The organism is Flavobacterium sp. LMO6, from assembly GCF_009495795.1.
GTDB lineage: Bacteria > Bacteroidota > Bacteroidia > Flavobacteriales > Flavobacteriaceae > Flavobacterium.
Window position 1 is genome coordinate 472,487 of the sequence record NZ_WIBH01000001.1, and the last position, 15,194, is coordinate 487,680.

11 protein-coding genes are annotated in these 15,194 nt (G+C 30.6%); 3 read left to right on the forward strand and 8 right to left on the reverse strand.

What is annotated here, in order from left to right; translation table 11 throughout:
- Positions 1-62: 62 nt before the first annotated feature.
- On the forward strand, positions 63-1,370 hold the full coding sequence (tyrS, locus tag GFJ99_RS02145; protein ID WP_153207340.1) for a tyrosine--tRNA ligase: 1,308 nt from the start codon (positions 63-65) through the stop codon (positions 1,368-1,370).
- Between the two features lie 70 nt (positions 1,371-1,440).
- On the opposite strand, the gene GFJ99_RS02150 is transcribed toward tyrS, so the two are convergent.
- The 7 genes from GFJ99_RS02150 to GFJ99_RS02180 form a co-directional block, all read right to left on the reverse strand.
- Positions 1,441-2,475 (reverse strand): acyl transferase, encoded by a 1,035-nt coding sequence (locus GFJ99_RS02150; protein ID WP_153207341.1) that lies wholly within the window; start codon positions 2,473-2,475, stop codon positions 1,441-1,443.
- A 199-nt stretch (positions 2,476-2,674) separates the two neighbouring features.
- Entirely contained in the window at positions 2,675-4,375 is a 1,701-nt protein-coding gene (locus tag GFJ99_RS02155) for a T9SS type A sorting domain-containing protein (RefSeq protein ID WP_153207342.1), read from the reverse strand.
- Positions 4,376-4,535: 160 nt separating this feature from the next.
- Complete coding sequence (locus tag GFJ99_RS02160; RefSeq protein ID WP_153207343.1) at positions 4,536-6,422, reverse strand: T9SS type A sorting domain-containing protein; 1,887 nt, start codon at positions 6,420-6,422, stop codon at positions 4,536-4,538.
- A gap of 104 nt (positions 6,423-6,526) precedes the next feature.
- On the reverse strand, positions 6,527-6,868 hold the full coding sequence (locus tag GFJ99_RS02165; protein WP_008255884.1) for a T9SS type A sorting domain-containing protein: 342 nt from the start codon (positions 6,866-6,868) through the stop codon (positions 6,527-6,529).
- A 90-nt stretch (positions 6,869-6,958) separates the two neighbouring features.
- Positions 6,959-7,975 carry a type I restriction enzyme HsdR N-terminal domain-containing protein gene (locus tag GFJ99_RS02170; protein ID WP_153207344.1) on the reverse strand — a complete coding sequence of 339 codons (1,017 nt, stop codon included), beginning with the start codon at positions 7,973-7,975 and terminating at the stop codon, positions 6,959-6,961.
- Positions 7,976-8,109: 134 nt separating this feature from the next.
- A complete protein-coding gene (locus GFJ99_RS02175) occupies positions 8,110-9,255 on the reverse strand; it encodes a hypothetical protein (protein WP_008255887.1) in 1,146 nt (381 codons plus the stop codon).
- Positions 9,256-9,398: 143 nt separating this feature from the next.
- Positions 9,399-12,158, reverse strand: a complete 2,760-nt coding sequence (locus GFJ99_RS02180; protein WP_153207345.1) for a TonB-dependent receptor — start codon at positions 12,156-12,158, stop codon at positions 9,399-9,401.
- A gap of 178 nt (positions 12,159-12,336) precedes the next feature.
- Here GFJ99_RS02180 and GFJ99_RS02185 point away from each other — a divergent pair, with 178 nt between their 5' ends.
- Both GFJ99_RS02185 and GFJ99_RS02190 read left to right on the forward strand, forming a co-directional pair.
- On the forward strand, positions 12,337-13,026 hold the full coding sequence (locus tag GFJ99_RS02185) for a response regulator transcription factor (RefSeq protein WP_153207346.1): 690 nt from the start codon (positions 12,337-12,339) through the stop codon (positions 13,024-13,026).
- Positions 13,026-14,069, forward strand: a complete 1,044-nt coding sequence (locus GFJ99_RS02190; protein WP_153207347.1) for a cell wall metabolism sensor histidine kinase WalK — start codon at positions 13,026-13,028, stop codon at positions 14,067-14,069. The genes GFJ99_RS02185 and GFJ99_RS02190 overlap by 1 nt, the downstream gene beginning before the upstream one ends.
- Here the strand turns inward: GFJ99_RS02190 and GFJ99_RS02195 are convergent, their stop codons facing one another.
- The gene (locus tag GFJ99_RS02195; protein WP_153207348.1) at positions 14,070-15,098 is read right to left on the reverse strand and encodes a LacI family DNA-binding transcriptional regulator; all 1,029 of its coding nucleotides are present in this window, start codon (positions 15,096-15,098) and stop codon (positions 14,070-14,072) included.
- Between the last annotated feature and the right edge of the window lie 96 nt (positions 15,099-15,194).

Genomic DNA, 15,194 nt, shown 5'->3' on the forward strand with positions numbered 1-15,194 from the left:
TAAACCTTCAAACTTTTAAACTTTTAAACTAAAAGTTATCTTTGCCAAAATTAAATCGCAAAATGAAGAATTTAGTAGAAGAATTACGTTGGAGAGGTTTGTTTCATGACATGATGCCTGGAACAGAAGAGCAATTACTAAAAGAAGCTACCACAGCTTATATTGGTTTTGATCCAACGGCAGACTCTTTACATATTGGAAGTTTAGTACAAATTATTCTATTAATGCACTTGAGAAAATCAGGTCATAAAGCCATCGCACTTGTGGGTGGAGCAACTGGAATGATTGGTGATCCTTCTGGAAAATCTAATGAAAGAAATTTATTAGATGAAGCTACTTTGAATCATAATGTAGAAGGAATTAAAAGTGTTTTGTCTCGCTTTTTAGATTTTGATGCAAAAGATGAAAATGCTCCAATTTTAGTAAATAATTACGATTGGATGAAAGATTTTTCATTCATTGATTTTGCTCGTGATATTGGAAAACGTATCACCGTGAACTACATGATGTCTAAAGATTCTGTAAAAAAACGTTTAAGCGGAGAAGAAGGGGCTGAAGGAATGAGTTTTACCGAATTTACCTATCAATTAATTCAGGGCTACGATTTTTATCATTTGAATAAACACCATAATTGTTTACTTCAAATGGGTGGAAGTGATCAATGGGGTAACATTACTACGGGTACAGAATTGGTAAGAAGAATGAACGTCGGTAACGAGGAGAAATCAAAAGCATTCGCGTTAACAACCCCATTAATTACAAAAGCTGACGGTTCTAAATTTGGTAAATCGGAAGGTGGAAACGTTTGGTTAGATGCTGATAAAACTTCAGTTTACAAATTTTACCAATTTTGGTTAAATGCTACCGATGTTGATGCTGAAAAATACATTAAGATTTTCACATTCTTAGATAAAGAAACAATTGAAAAATTAATTACTGAGCACAATGAAGCGCCTCATTTAAGAGTCTTACAAAAACGTTTAGCAGAAGAAATTACAGTTATGGTACATTCTGCATCAGATTTAGAAAATGCAATCTCAGCTTCAAATGCGTTCTTTAGTCCAACGATGGATGAGTTGAAAAAATTAGATGAGAAAACGTTTTTAGAAGTGTTTGATGGTGTTCCTCAAGCAGAAATTTCGATGGAAGATTTGAACGCAGGTTTAGATATGATTGCAGCATTAGCAGCTAAAACAAATTTCTTAGCTTCTAATAGTGATGCACGTAGAGAATTGAAACAAAACTCGATTTCTTTGAATAAAGAAAAAGTAGGAGAAGATAAAATCATCACGAAAGAAGATTTAATCAACAATCAATTCTTATTATTGCAAAAAGGAAAGAAAAATTATTATGTAATTAAGGTTAAATAGTTTTGTCATACTGAACTTGTTTCAGTATCTGATTTTAGAAGCTGAAATGAATTCAGCTTGATAATAAGACTTAAACAATCATTAGATTACAACCACGAATATCAGAATTATCAAAACGTCCCAACACTTCGAAAGAATGGTTGGGATTTTTTTTGCCCAAATCTTGTGTAGCAATAAATGAACACGAATTGATATTAGCTAAATCAATCACATTAATTCCGCCCGTTTTTCCTTCGGAAACGTATGTTAAAGCATCTTCTGTATCACGAATAAGAATTTGCATCCAAGGCACACATTCAAAAACGCCATCGCCAAGAGAATACGCTTGCGAAAGTAACTCCGTCATGCCATATTCGGAATGAATTTTAGAAACGCCAAATCCGTTACATAAAATAGTGTGTAATTCTTCTCGAATCATTTCTTTGCGTTTGCCTTTCATGCCACCAGTTTCCATGATGATGAGGTTGCTGCCAAATCTCTGAAGAGGTAATGAAGTAGATTCTGCATATTCGATTAGGTCTAATAAAGCATAGGTTACTCCAATAAGAATTGTATTTTGACCTTCTTTATTTAGTTTTTCGATTTTTTGCAAAAGTTCACTATGATTATTCAAATAAAATCCTGAATCTGAATGATTACTTCTTTCAATTAAATCTTCCACCATATATATCAACGAAGAACCATCGCGTTCTAAATAGGATGGAAGTAAGGCTAAAACACAATAATCTTCAATGTTTCCATAAAATTCTGAAAAACCTAAGCGATAGCTCATTTCATACCAACTGACATCAGTTACTAAATGTTTACTTCTTATAGGCTCGTTTGAAGTTCCCCCTTCGGAGGTTAGGGGGCTTGTGGTGCCACTACTCGTAAACGTTTGCTGAATTGGTTCTGTTGAACTCAAAACGTTATGACTTTTAAAAAACTGAATGGGTAAAAAAGGAATTTCGGTTAACGATTTCACGTTGGTTTTGTCTTTCTTCAAGAAGTTACAAAATTGTTGGTACACCAAATTATTATCGTACTGATGACGAAATACTTTTAAAGTAATTTTTTCAAATTCTTTTTTTGAATTAATTTGGAAAATGTCTTCTTGTGAAATCATGTTGCAAAAATAGAAAGAAATGTTCTTTTTAACCGCAGATTCGCAGATTTTTGTTTTATACTGAAATCAGTCTGAAATTGTAGAATTAATTAAAATAAATAGGTTTTATTTAGTTAATAATTTTTATAAAAAAAAGCACCAACTTTCGTTGTTGCTTTCCTCTTATTTGTCATGCTGAATTTAGTTCAGCATCTATAAATTACTTAACAACTAATTTTCTTGTAGCTGTTTTTCCTTCTTCAGTAATTTTAACTACATAAACACCAGCTGTTAATTTAGTTACGTCTGCCGAGTTATTTATTACGTTAGAATTTAAAACTTCTTTACCTAATAAATCAAATATTTGAACTGACATAGCATTAGCAGTAGATATTAAGTTTAATGTACCGCCAGATACTGGATTTGGATACATGGTTAAACCATCAATACTATTAAATGCAGAAGTTGATAAAGTAAAATTAGGTGCAAAATCAACTGTTAATTCATCTATAATTAGAGTAGGAGTAATGTTAACATCATCTTGTCTTAGCATAAATCCTCCAACACTAGTTAACGGTGAAGCTGAATAAACAAAAACTGTAGGGTCAATATTTGAACCTCCAATCTCTGGATTTACGTATAAAGATAATTTGTTTGTTGCAAATTCATAGCCTAAAACTAAATATTGTATATCGTTAGCATTGTACAGCGATGGATCCCAATCTGACGCAACAGAAGCAATTCCTAATCCAAATTGATACTGAGTTCCATTTTTTCTAATCCAAATTCTTGCATTAGTTGAAGCTCCTGTATTGTTAGTAAAAAGTGCAAAATAGGTGTTTGTTAAATCTGTAGTAATGTTTGATAAATCAGATGCAGTAATTAAAAAAGAAGCATATATAGATCCGCTAGTTACATTTGTAAATGGTGTTCTAGATTCTGCTCCTGCACCTGAAAAAGTTATTGAATTTCCAGAAGAAGTAATTCCAGTATAATTTAAATTTCCGCTTTCAATGGATATATTATCTCCACTATTTGCTATTGTCCATTTTTGCTCGCTATTTAAAGAGTTTCCTACAGTGTATGGAAATGATTCGTTAAATGGTAATGTGTTTATTGGTTTACATTCAGGAGAATTCCCATTTACATTCAAATTACAGGTTCCGCCTATTACTGTTACATAATAATTTGTATTTTCAGTATAGGTAACTACTATATTACCTGAGGCAGTAGTTGTTGGGTCATCTCCGCTAATTGTTCCAGCAGTTGTTATTACATAGGTTGCATTAGCTCCTCCGGTAAACGGAATTGATACAGAATAGGTGTCTAAGGCTAGTGTTGAGTTGTCGCAAGAAGCTACAGGTGTTCCTAATGCTAAGGTACAAGAGGCAGACACACTTGCAAGTTTAATGTCATCAATTCTCATTTGAGCCGTAGCTGGCTGAGTAAATTTTAATGATAAAGTTGCAGAAGATGGAACTTGTCCTCCAGGAATAGTTACTAAATTCCATACGTTATTTGTCGTGTTTTGAGCAAATGTGATAGGAGTCCAATCGGTTCCATTTGTGCTGTATTCAACTACTAGTTGTGTGCTTATGTTATTTGTTAAATAGCCAAATGACAACTGAATGTCAGATGCACTATAACTAGAAGAGTTTAAACCTGATATAATTAAGTTTGTTCCTGCAGTCCCAGTTAAAAAAACATTCCCACTTCCTGATGCTCCTGAGTATCCTGTTGAAGGAGTAGATGTTCTTGCACTACCAGTACCTGTATATGAAATAGGACTTGCGTTTTGCCAGCCTGCGTATATAGCTACAGATGTATTAGCGGAAGGTGTTCCAATGTTCTCTGAATAAAAGGTTTGTCCGTAATTTAAAGAAAATATTAGACAAGTTATTAAGGCGTAAAGTTTCTTCATTTGTAAAAAAAAAAATATTTCGTAATGTAAATTTAAAGACTATTTTTTAAATATTGATTTAATTTTTTGGTTTTAACAAGGAAAGCACCAACTTTCGTTGATGCTTTCCTAATATTTGTTATGCTATTCCGAAGTATCGGATAGTTTCAGTATCTAAAAATTACTTAACAACTAATTTTCTTGTAGCTGTTTTTCCTTCTTCAGTAATTTTAACTACATAAACGCCAGAATTTAATTTTGAAACGTTTACTGCATTGTTGATTACATCTGATTTTAATACTTCTTTACCTAATAAATCAAATATTTGAACTGTCATAGCTGCATTAGCTGTAGAAGTTAAGTTTAATGTACCGCCCGTTAGTGGATTTGGATACATGGTTAAACCATCAATTGCATTGAATGAAGATGAAGATAAAGTAAAGTTTGTTGTTGTATCTATTGTTAATTCATCAATAGTCATTGCAGGTGTAGTTGTTGCAGAATCTTGACGTAAAATAAAATTAGCTAAACTTGTTAAAGCTGTTGTTGGAGTAACAGTTGCTGCCGCAGTTCCAGTTCCTCCAATAGTAGGATTTTCAACTAATACTAATTCATTGGTAGTAAAGTCATATTTTAAAACTAAATATTGAGTAGATCCAACAGCGTATGTGTTTGCAGACCATACAATATCAGCTGTACTTGTTGTTGGACTAATACCAAATTGGTATTCAGTACCGTCTGTTTTTATATAAATTCTTGCTACAGTAAAAGTATTGCTTAAATCTGAAAGAGTTGCAAAATAAGTTTGACCTGTAGTTGAGATGCCAGTTAAGTCAGTTACACTAACTAAAAATGATGTATATAATTCACCTGAAGTTGTTTCTGTAAATGGTAATCTAGTATCACTTCCAGTACCTGCAAATGAAACTGAATTTCCAGTTGGTGTAATTCCTGTATAAGATAAGTTTCCAGATACTGCCGTTATTTCATCAGCAGCTGTAGATGTGTTTGTCCACATTTGAGATGTGTTCAACGTTGTTCCTGCAGTATAATTAAAAGGCTCAGAAACGGGTAAAGTATTTACTGGTTTACATTCTGGAGCAGTTATAGTTCTAGATAATGTACATCCGCCAGTAATTGTTAAAGTAATATTAGTCCCTTCAGAAGCACCAGTAATAATAATGTTACCTGAGGCTGTAGTTGATGGGTCATCTCCAGAAATTGTACCACTAGAAGCATTTAAAGTATAAGCAGCAGTATTTCCACCAGTAAATGGAATTGTTGCGGTGTATCCGTCTAAACTAAAAGTTGTAGCATCACACGTTGTAGTTTCTGCAGCTAGTGTTAAATCACAAGGCGTAGCTCCAAACCAAGTTGAATAAACTCTAACTCCATCTACAGTCATATTTTGAGTTGCGTTATATTGTCTTAAATATACACCACCAATTGTAGCTTGACCACTTCCACTTGTAGTGTGTTCAGGTGTTCCAGCTGCAATTTCAGTTGCAGGTATGCCTGAAGACACAACCCAAATACTTGCGTTTCCAGATGTAGATACATCGTATCTAACTATTACTAAGTAAGTAGTATTTAAATCGAAATCTGTAGGTGTGATAGCAAATGATGCTGTACTAGAATTTGATATACCAATATTAAATTTACCAGCTACAGATGGTCTAACATAAACTCTCGCTGCATAATTTGTTCCTTTTCCTAAATGGGTAAAATAACCTGCTGTTGCGCTACTCACATTTAATAAAAAAGTGAAGTACAATGAACCTGTTGTAACATCAGCTGCAAATGATTTATTTACATCTTCACCAGTATTATCTAGCATAGCAGCATTACCTTCAATTGCACCTGTAAATCCTGTAATTCCAGAATAGTCTGCGTAAGTTAAACCATTGGATGCTCCTACATCAATTGCTTGGGTACCAGCAGCACTATGTGCTGTCCATCCATTTGCAGTAAGTAAATCTGCATCTGGATAATTAAAATCATCAGATAATATCTGTCCAAAAGACAAGGTACTAACTGCTATTAATAATAAAGTGTAAAGTTTTTTCATTTTTATGAATTTTTAATTAAAGTACAAAGATAAAAAGTTTTTAAGTTTTAGACTACTATTTAGTTGTTAACTTAAAATTAAATTTAAGAGATAAAATTAATTAACTAGTTGACAATTAGTTTTCTAGTTGCAGAAGCGTCTCCTTCTTTAATTTTAATGATGTAGATACCAGCCTCTAATTGTCCAATATTTACTTCTTTTGAAGTAATAACAGTCTCTAGTACTTTTTTACCAAGTACATTAAAAATTTCTACTTTTTTGTCTAAAGATGACTTTGTAGTAATAAAAATTTTTCCAGAGTTTACAGGGTTTGGATAAATAGTAAGGCCTTCAATTGTAGGCTCTTGTGTTTTTGTTGCAATAGAAGATTTGTTCTCTTGTGCCTGAAGGCTAAAAGAAAACAAAAATGATAAAAGAAGAAAAATATAAATGTAATTTTTTTTCATGTACAACTAGTATTGAGTGTAAAGATAACTATTTTTTTAATTACAAATACAATGCCAAATAAAAATTCCCTCACTAGGAGGGAATTTTTTTTATTTTTGAAAATATACCATAGCCGCATCTAAAATTATTTTTTTCATTGCAACTACACTTTCTATACCTTTAACTTCATATTTCATTCCATTAATTTCAATTGTATAATTGTTTCGAGAATTTAATATTTTACAAATGATTTTTTTGTTATTATCGTCAACTAAAATATTAAAGCTATTTTTTTGATCTCTGTACGTTATTCTATCCGCATCAATCTCCTTTTTGTGAATGAGAATTGTTTTAATTGTGTGATATATTTTTAATTCTTCTGCTGTTGTTATAATTAAACTTCCATTTTTTGATTCTTCTTCAATTACCTTATTAAGCGCGTTTTGAATGGTATTTGAATTAATTTGTTCTCTGATCTTTAACTTTATTTGGTCAGTCATTCTTTTACCATTCATTCTGTTAAAGATTGCTTTTATAAAATCATCAGATGGTTCATATAATTCAGTTGCAAAAGCATTTGAAAAGCCTTGAAGAAAATAAAAATCAGTTGCTTCTTCCAGCAATTCTTTAATGTCAATATTGTTTTTGTGTAATTTGGATAAATTTTCGATCAAATTATCGTTTATATTGTTAAAATCTAAAACTAAAAACGGAATGACGTTTAAACTTGTTTCTTTATTTGCTTCATCTGCACTATAAATTCTCCATTCTGTTCCATTAGTTAATATACCAATTTTACAACTTGAAGTATTTATAAAATAGCCATTTAATTGCCATGCTTCTTTGTCTGTTAATGATTTACCGTATTTTTTACATTCGACAATTATTTCTGGATTTTTACCTCTTATTAATAATCCAATATCAGCTTTATCATTTTTTTGTCCCCAACCTGCATTTATTTCTGTCAGCATGTCATCCATTCTACTGTACCCTAAAATTTCAATAATTGGCTCAATAAGATATTGTCTAGTTTGAGCTTCATTAGTGCATTTTTCTTCAAGTTTGCTAAAATCAATTTTAGAAAGCGATTTTTTAATGACGTTTACTATTTGTTTATTAATTGGCATAGAGATAAAGTTTAATTTGATTTAATTCAAAGATAAAAATTTCTTTTTAAATTATTGACATCATAAAAATAATTACCACTAAAATAAAAATTCCCTCACTAGGAGGGAATTTTTTTATTTTTTTATTGTAAATATTACAATCCAGTTGTCCAACCAGCAGTCCAAGTTGGAGTGTTTCCACTGTTACCTGCACCCGTATTAGCACCTACAGTAAGATAAGTTGTGTTTGTTCCTGCATATTCTGATTGAGTTGTAATTGAAGTTCCAAAATAAATAGGGTTAAAAGTAACAAATCCGCTATCTACATTTGAATTAGAATTTGGGTCTACAGTAGAAGAATTAATTTTTAAACCTTTTGTAAAACCATCAATATAAATATTTTGACAATTCCATCTTCCAGTACCTTCTTTCAAGAACATTCCGTGTTCTGAACCTGCTAAAGCACCTTTAATAATTGTAAAGTTTTTTAATGTTGCATTTGTTGTTGGTGTAGCTGCTCCATTGTCTCCGTTGTTAGATCCTTCAACACCAGCTTTTGCTACATCTTTAATAAATACATTTTCAATTGTTCCAGAAAATCCATCTGCAAAATCAATTGCATCATCTTCACTATGAAATGCTACTAAATATTTTGGATTAACTGATCCACCAAAAAATTCAATTCCGTCATCTCCACTTTTGTAAGCTTGTACATATTCGAAAACTGTTCCACTACCTACTCCAAATAAAGATACTCCATTAAATTCTTTAGTTGCATTAAATGCAGCTCCAGTATATTCTACTCTTAAGTAACGAATAACTCCAGAACTATCTGTGTTTTCAGTACCACCATAAGTTAAATCTCCTACTTCAGAAGTTGCAGTTTGTCCTGTAGAACCTCCTTTGTTAGTGTTTGCTCTTCCGCAAATTACTAATCCACCCCAGTCTCCAGTAGCTTTTACTACATTTCCACTTGTCATAATAACTGGATTAGTTGAAGTTCCATTAACATATAATAATCCGTCTTGTGCAATTGCAATATAAGAAGCAGTTCCACCAGTAGCTTCAATTCTTGTTCCAGCAGGAATAGTTAATGTAGCTCCACCTCTTACAATAAAAGAACCAGTTAAATTATATACTTGGTTTGCGTTTAGTGTTGCAGATTGTCCTGATAATAATTCACCTCTAAAATCTGCTGGATTGATAGTAACAGCATTGGTGTCATTTGAATTCTCATCTCTTGAGCAAGATGTAAAAGTTAAAACAGCTATAGATAAAGCTGATAATAATAAATTTTTCATTTTGTGTGTTATTTAATTTGTTGTAGCAAATCTATAACGATTTGATTATTTAGTGATTATCTAAATGTTATGAATATATTAAAAATAGTTAGGCGGATTTTAAAAAAATCCGCCTAATATTTATTTAATGTTAACTAATTGTTTTAGAATGAATACTTCATTGATAAACTGAAGTTTCTACCTTTTTTATAAGAGTCAACTACAATATCTTGAATGTCTTGTTTTCTTTCAATAGTTGGATCTGTTAAGTTTTTAGCACTAAATCCAATTCCAATATTTTTACTAAGATTGAATTTTAATATGAAATCTACTGTAATAACTTCACTATCTACTAAATCTCCTTTTCCTGTAACTCCTAAAGCGTAAATTCTATCAGAAAAATAACCACCTGCTAAAGTTGCAGTTAATGATTTATCATTTTTAAATTCTTTGTTAAAACTAAGGTCAGAGTTTATTAATAAATCTGAAGCCCCTGATAATCTTGACTCTTGATTTGTAAACGCTACACTTATTCCTGGGTTTTCTACAATAACTTTTTGAGTATCTAAATCTTGATTTGTATATAAATAAGAAACATTAAGTCCAAAACCTAAATTTGTTTTTTCTCCAGTAGTAATGTTTTCTTTTGAAATTATACTTTTTCTCCATTCTCCTTCAATTCCTAATCCAATTGCTTTTTCACCTGAATTAACCCATGAAATATCATTTGTTGCAGATGCTACAGTAACTTGATTGATTGGGTTTTGTATGTATTTTCCAAATCCTGTAAACGATAAAACTTCACCATTTTTAGGGAACATTTCCCATTTTAAATCAAAATTGTAATCTGTTGAGTTGTATAAGTTCTCGTTACCAAAATAACTTTGTCCAACTTCTTCAAATAAGAAGGGTGCTCTTTCTTTAAACTGAGGTAAAGTATATGTTTTACTAGCTGCAAATTTTATATTTTGTTTTTCGCTTACTTCATATTTAGCAGTTAATGAAGGTAAATACTCTACAGTGTCAGTTAGTTTTTTACCTGTTTTTAATGAAGTACTATAAAAGATATCTTGAATGATGTATTCAGAACGGAAACCTGCAATTACAAATAATTTTGGTGTAAACTGATATTCAATTGCTCCAAACCCAGCAGAAATAATTTGTTGACCATTATAATTTTGAGGGCTTAATGCATTTGGAACACTTAAACCACCTCTAAATGTTTGAATATCAAAATATCCTAAATTAAAACTATTTTGGTTAAAATAACCATCAATATTGTTTATATCTATTATTTCTTGAGAGTTAATTTTAAAGTTAAATTGTGTAGCATCAAAATTAATTTCTTTGTAGCGTCCACTATATCCAGCGATCAATTTTCCTTTAAATGTATCGTCTTCTCTTTTACCAAATTTATATGTCAATGTGAAATTTCCTGCTAATTCATCATCTGTCATATCTTGAAAATATCTGTGGTTATCAGATTTATTTAAATTAGATACAATTAAAGGTGATACATTTGGATTATCATTATCTAAAGGAACAAATGTATTTTGCATACGATCAGGAATCACATTTGACATCATGTTGTAAGAAACTCCCCAATCAAAGTTTGTACGATTGCCTAATGTGTGATTTCCTAATAATTGATTAATTAATAAAGAGGTTCTTTCAAAAGTAGAACGGCGAACAAATCCACCACCATTAGGTGCTGCATCAAAAATATCTATAATCCCAGTAAATTCTTCATGCTTTTGCGATGTAGAATTAATATACATTGAATTGAATTTGATATTATGATTGCTATTTATTTTGTAGTTGATATTAGCCATGGCATTTGAACCAGTACTATATTCGTATGATTGTCTAAAAAAATCTTTTCCTGCAATTGCTTGAGTGTTAACACTTCCTCTTCTTGCGCCTTCTTTGTATGTGTAACCATTATCAAAAGAAGCATTTACAAAGAAACTTAACTTACCATTATTTCCAATTCCGTAAGAATCTCCACCTCTTAAATAGAACGACCCATTTACTGGTGTAACAGCTTGTTTGTCCCAGCTAGTTGTAAAATTATATCCTGCTAAAGGATTGCTTGGTATTGCTTGGTTACTAAAACCATGAAAATTAGGTCCGTCTTGTAAATAAAATTTATTTTGAGAAATTGCATTTGAATTAAATCCTGTTCCAGTTCCTACTTCAACCATTCCACTTCCTCTATATGTTTTAGAAACAATATCAACGTTTGCTCCAGCAAAATCTCCGTAGTTTTTGTAGTTAAATGTTTTGTCAATACCAATATATTCAACTATGTCAGTAGAAAACACATCTAAAGACATATTTTTTGTTGAAGGATTGTTAGAAGGTAACGGTAATCCATTCATAGTTGTTGAGTTATATCTATCTCCAAGACCTCTAACGTAAATATCACTTGAACCTTCTTGTTTAGAAATCCCAGAAGTTTTTGCTACTGCAGCAGCAACATCTCCAATTCCTTTTTTAGAAATTTCTTCAGCACCAATTGATTGTTTAATTTCAACTGCTTTTTGTTGTTCTTGTAATAAAGCACTTTCTTTTTCCTTAGAAACAATATGCACAATTTCGATATCTTGTAATTGAACACCACTTGCAACAAGGGTATGATTAATTACTTTTTTTTCATTTGCTTTAATTGTAAAAGCAATTTCTTTAGTTTCATATCCTAAGTAACCAATTACTATTGTGTAATTTCCTGGTTTTAGAGAAATAGAATATTTTCCATTCTCATCTGTAGAAGTTCCTTGTTTTGTTCCTTTAATTACTATATTAGCAAAAGCTAAAGGTTCGTTGTTAAATTCTTTATCTAAAATAGTTCCAGTTACAGTTCCATTTTGTGCAAACATAGCTGTTGCAAAGAATAATGACAATAATAAAAAACGTAGTTTCATGTTGTGTTTTTAAATTTGGTGCAAAGGAACTGTTATTGTGTTACTGAAAAGTTATTCATTTGTTATTATTTAGTTGTTAATATGTTATCTTAATGTTAATAGATTAAAAAATTGTAAACCGCTTTGAACATTTTATTTTATATTTACCTTTACAAAGCAAAACATAACATTTGTTGTAATGAAAAAAAAAGACATTAAGATCTTATTGGTTGATGATGAGCAAGATATATTAGAAATAGTAGGATATAATCTCTCTCAAGAAGGCTATCAAATTATAACCGCTTCAAATGGTAAAGAAGCAGTGGCAATGGCAAAAAAAGAACTTCCACAGTTAATTATTATGGATGTTATGATGCCAGAAATGGACGGAATGGAAGCTTGTGAAATTATAAGAAAAACTCCAGAACTTCAAGATACGGTTATTACTTTTTTAACCGCTCGTTCTGAAGATTATTCACAAGTAGCTGGTTTTGATGCAGGTGCAGACGATTATATTGCTAAACCTATTAAGCCTAAAGTTTTAGTTAGTAAAGTTCAAGCTTTATTAAGAAGATTTAAAGACTCCGAAGGATCTTCATCGAGTACTACATTAAATGTTGGTAACATAGAAATTAATAGAGAAGAATATAAAATTGTTAAAGAAGGTGTAGAAATTATTTTGCCTCGTAAAGAATTTGAATTGTTTTATTTGTTAGCGACTAAACCAGGAAAGGTTTTTACTAGAGAAGAAATATTAGATAAAGTTTGGGGTAATGAAGTGGTTGTAGGCGGAAGAACAATAGATGTTCACATTAGAAAGCTTAGAGAAAAAATTGGAGACGATTTTTTTAAAACTATTAAAGGTGTGGGATATAAAATTGAATTTTAATGCAATTAAAATTTAAAAAATCTTATAAGTTTGCTTTAAAGTCATCCGTTTATGTAACGTTGTTTTTTTTAGCAACTATTTTATTGTATCATTATTTTGTTCAGTCATTAGATTTATTAATCGTTTTGGCTTTTTCTTTTGTTTTTTATTGTGCTACTTTTTTTTTAATTCAATTTAGAGTAGAGCATTTTATTTACAAAAGAGTAAAAAAAATATATGACGATGTTTCGCTCTTAGAAACAACTTCTTATATTAATCAGCCAGTTACTACAGATATGGCAACTTTAACTAAAGAAGTTAAAAAGTTTGCCCGAGATAAAAAACTAGAAATTGAAACATTAAAAATTAGAGAAGAATACCGAAAAGAATTTCTTGGAAATGTTTCTCACGAATTAAAAACGCCTCTTTTTACCATTCAAGGCTACTTACTAACATTGTTAGATGGCGCAATGGACGATAAAAACATTCGAAAAAAATATTTAGAACGTGCCGAAAAAGGGGTAGAACGATTAATTTATATCGTTAAAGATTTAGATATGATTACCAAATTAGAGGTAGGTGAACTTAATTTAGATGTTACTAATTTTAATATTGTAGAGGTAGTTCAGAATGTATTTGATTTATTTGAAATGAAAGCTTCTAATAAAAACATTACGTTAACTTTTGACACAAGGTATTCTAAACCTATTTGGGTATTGGCTGATCAAGAGAAAATTCAGCAAATAGTAACCAATTTAGTTGTAAATTCAATAAAATACGGAAAAAAAGGCGGCACAACCGAAGTTAGTATCGAAGATTTAATTAACAATAAAGTTATTGTTCGTATAACAGATAACGGGGAAGGAATTGAAAAACAAAACATTCCTCGTCTTTTTGAACGTTTTTATAGAGTAGATAAAAGTGGTGCTAGAAGTGAAGGTGGCTCAGGATTAGGTTTAGCTATCGTAAAGCACATTATAGAAGGACATAATGAAAAAATCTACGTTGAAAGTCAATTAGGAATTGGTTCAGAATTTTCATTTACTTTAGAAAAGGCTAAATAATTATTTCTGCGTAGACTCTCTAATAATCAATTTTGTATCTAATGTTACAATTTTAGATAAACGTTTATTTTCTTTTTTCATAGATTCAATTTCTTCTTTTAACAATAAAAATGATTCTGCACCCATTTTAAAACCAGGTTGTTCAATAGTACTAAGTTTTGGCGAAATAACTTCAGACATAAACCAATTGCTAAAACCAATAACAGCAATCTGCTCGGGAATTTTTATATTTTTTTCATTCAAATAAGTTAAAATACCAAAAGCTACTAGATCAGTAATTGCAAATATACCATCAACATCTGGATGATCTTCAACGATTTTTTTTGCAAAATCATATCCTTCTTTAAATGTTACATTTTCACATGTATAAACTAATGATTTATCAAAAGCTATATTGTTTTTTTCTAAAGCTGTTTTATAACCCATAAACCGATCAATTGCATTTTGAGGGTTTTCAGGACCTCTTATGTGTGCAATTTTTTTACATCCTACTGAAATTAAATGATTAACAGCATCAAATCCTGCTTTTCTATCATCAATAATTACCTTTGAACAATTAATTAATTTTGAAATTTTGTCAATTAAAACAAATGGAATGTCTTTTTGCAATATTGTTTCTAAATGTTCGTCATTATTTGATTCATTAGACAGTGAGATAATAATTCCGTCAACCCTTTTACTCATTAGTAATTCTACTTGTTTTTTCTCCATTTCTTTAGATTCATTAGACTGAAGAATGATAACTAAATAGTCTTGCTTTTCAGCTTCGGCAATTATACCATTAATAACACTTGAAAAAAAATAATGAACAACTTCAGGTATAATTAATCCTATAATCTTAGATTCATTTGTTCTGAAGTTTACCGCAAATGAATTTGGAGTATAATTTAATGATTTGGCTAATTCAATAACCTTTTCTCTAGTTTTTGCATTTACATCTTTATAACCTTTTAAAGCTTTAGATACAGTTGTAGTTGAAATATTAAGTTCTTCGGCAATATATTTTAAGGTTGGTTCTTTTGATTTCATAGTTCTAAAGTACAATTTTTTTTCTATTTAAAAAAATCGAAAACGTTTTCGGTTTTTCGAAAACGTTTTCGATACTAATTTTATATTTTTTATATT

Excerpts from the sequence above, each read along its gene's own strand:
- tyrS (WP_153207340.1), top strand. The coding sequence starts at position 63 with ATGAAGAATTTAGTAGAAGAATTACGTTGGAGAGGTTTGTTTCATGAC.
- GFJ99_RS02150 (WP_153207341.1), bottom strand. The coding sequence starts at position 2,475 with ATGATTTCACAAGAAGACATTTTCCAAATTAATTCAAAAAAAGAATTT.
- GFJ99_RS02155 (WP_153207342.1), bottom strand. The coding sequence starts at position 4,375 with ATGAAGAAACTTTACGCCTTAATAACTTGTCTAATATTTTCTTTAAAT.
- GFJ99_RS02160 (WP_153207343.1), bottom strand. The coding sequence starts at position 6,422 with ATGAAAAAACTTTACACTTTATTATTAATAGCAGTTAGTACCTTGTCT.
- GFJ99_RS02165 (WP_008255884.1), bottom strand. The coding sequence starts at position 6,868 with ATGAAAAAAAATTACATTTATATTTTTCTTCTTTTATCATTTTTGTTT.
- GFJ99_RS02170 (WP_153207344.1), bottom strand. The coding sequence starts at position 7,975 with ATGCCAATTAATAAACAAATAGTAAACGTCATTAAAAAATCGCTTTCT.
- GFJ99_RS02175 (WP_008255887.1), bottom strand. The coding sequence starts at position 9,255 with ATGAAAAATTTATTATTATCAGCTTTATCTATAGCTGTTTTAACTTTT.
- GFJ99_RS02180 (WP_153207345.1), bottom strand. The coding sequence starts at position 12,158 with ATGAAACTACGTTTTTTATTATTGTCATTATTCTTTGCAACAGCTATG.
- GFJ99_RS02185 (WP_153207346.1), top strand. The coding sequence starts at position 12,337 with ATGAAAAAAAAAGACATTAAGATCTTATTGGTTGATGATGAGCAAGAT.
- GFJ99_RS02190 (WP_153207347.1), top strand. The coding sequence starts at position 13,026 with ATGCAATTAAAATTTAAAAAATCTTATAAGTTTGCTTTAAAGTCATCC.
- GFJ99_RS02195 (WP_153207348.1), bottom strand. The coding sequence starts at position 15,098 with ATGAAATCAAAAGAACCAACCTTAAAATATATTGCCGAAGAACTTAAT.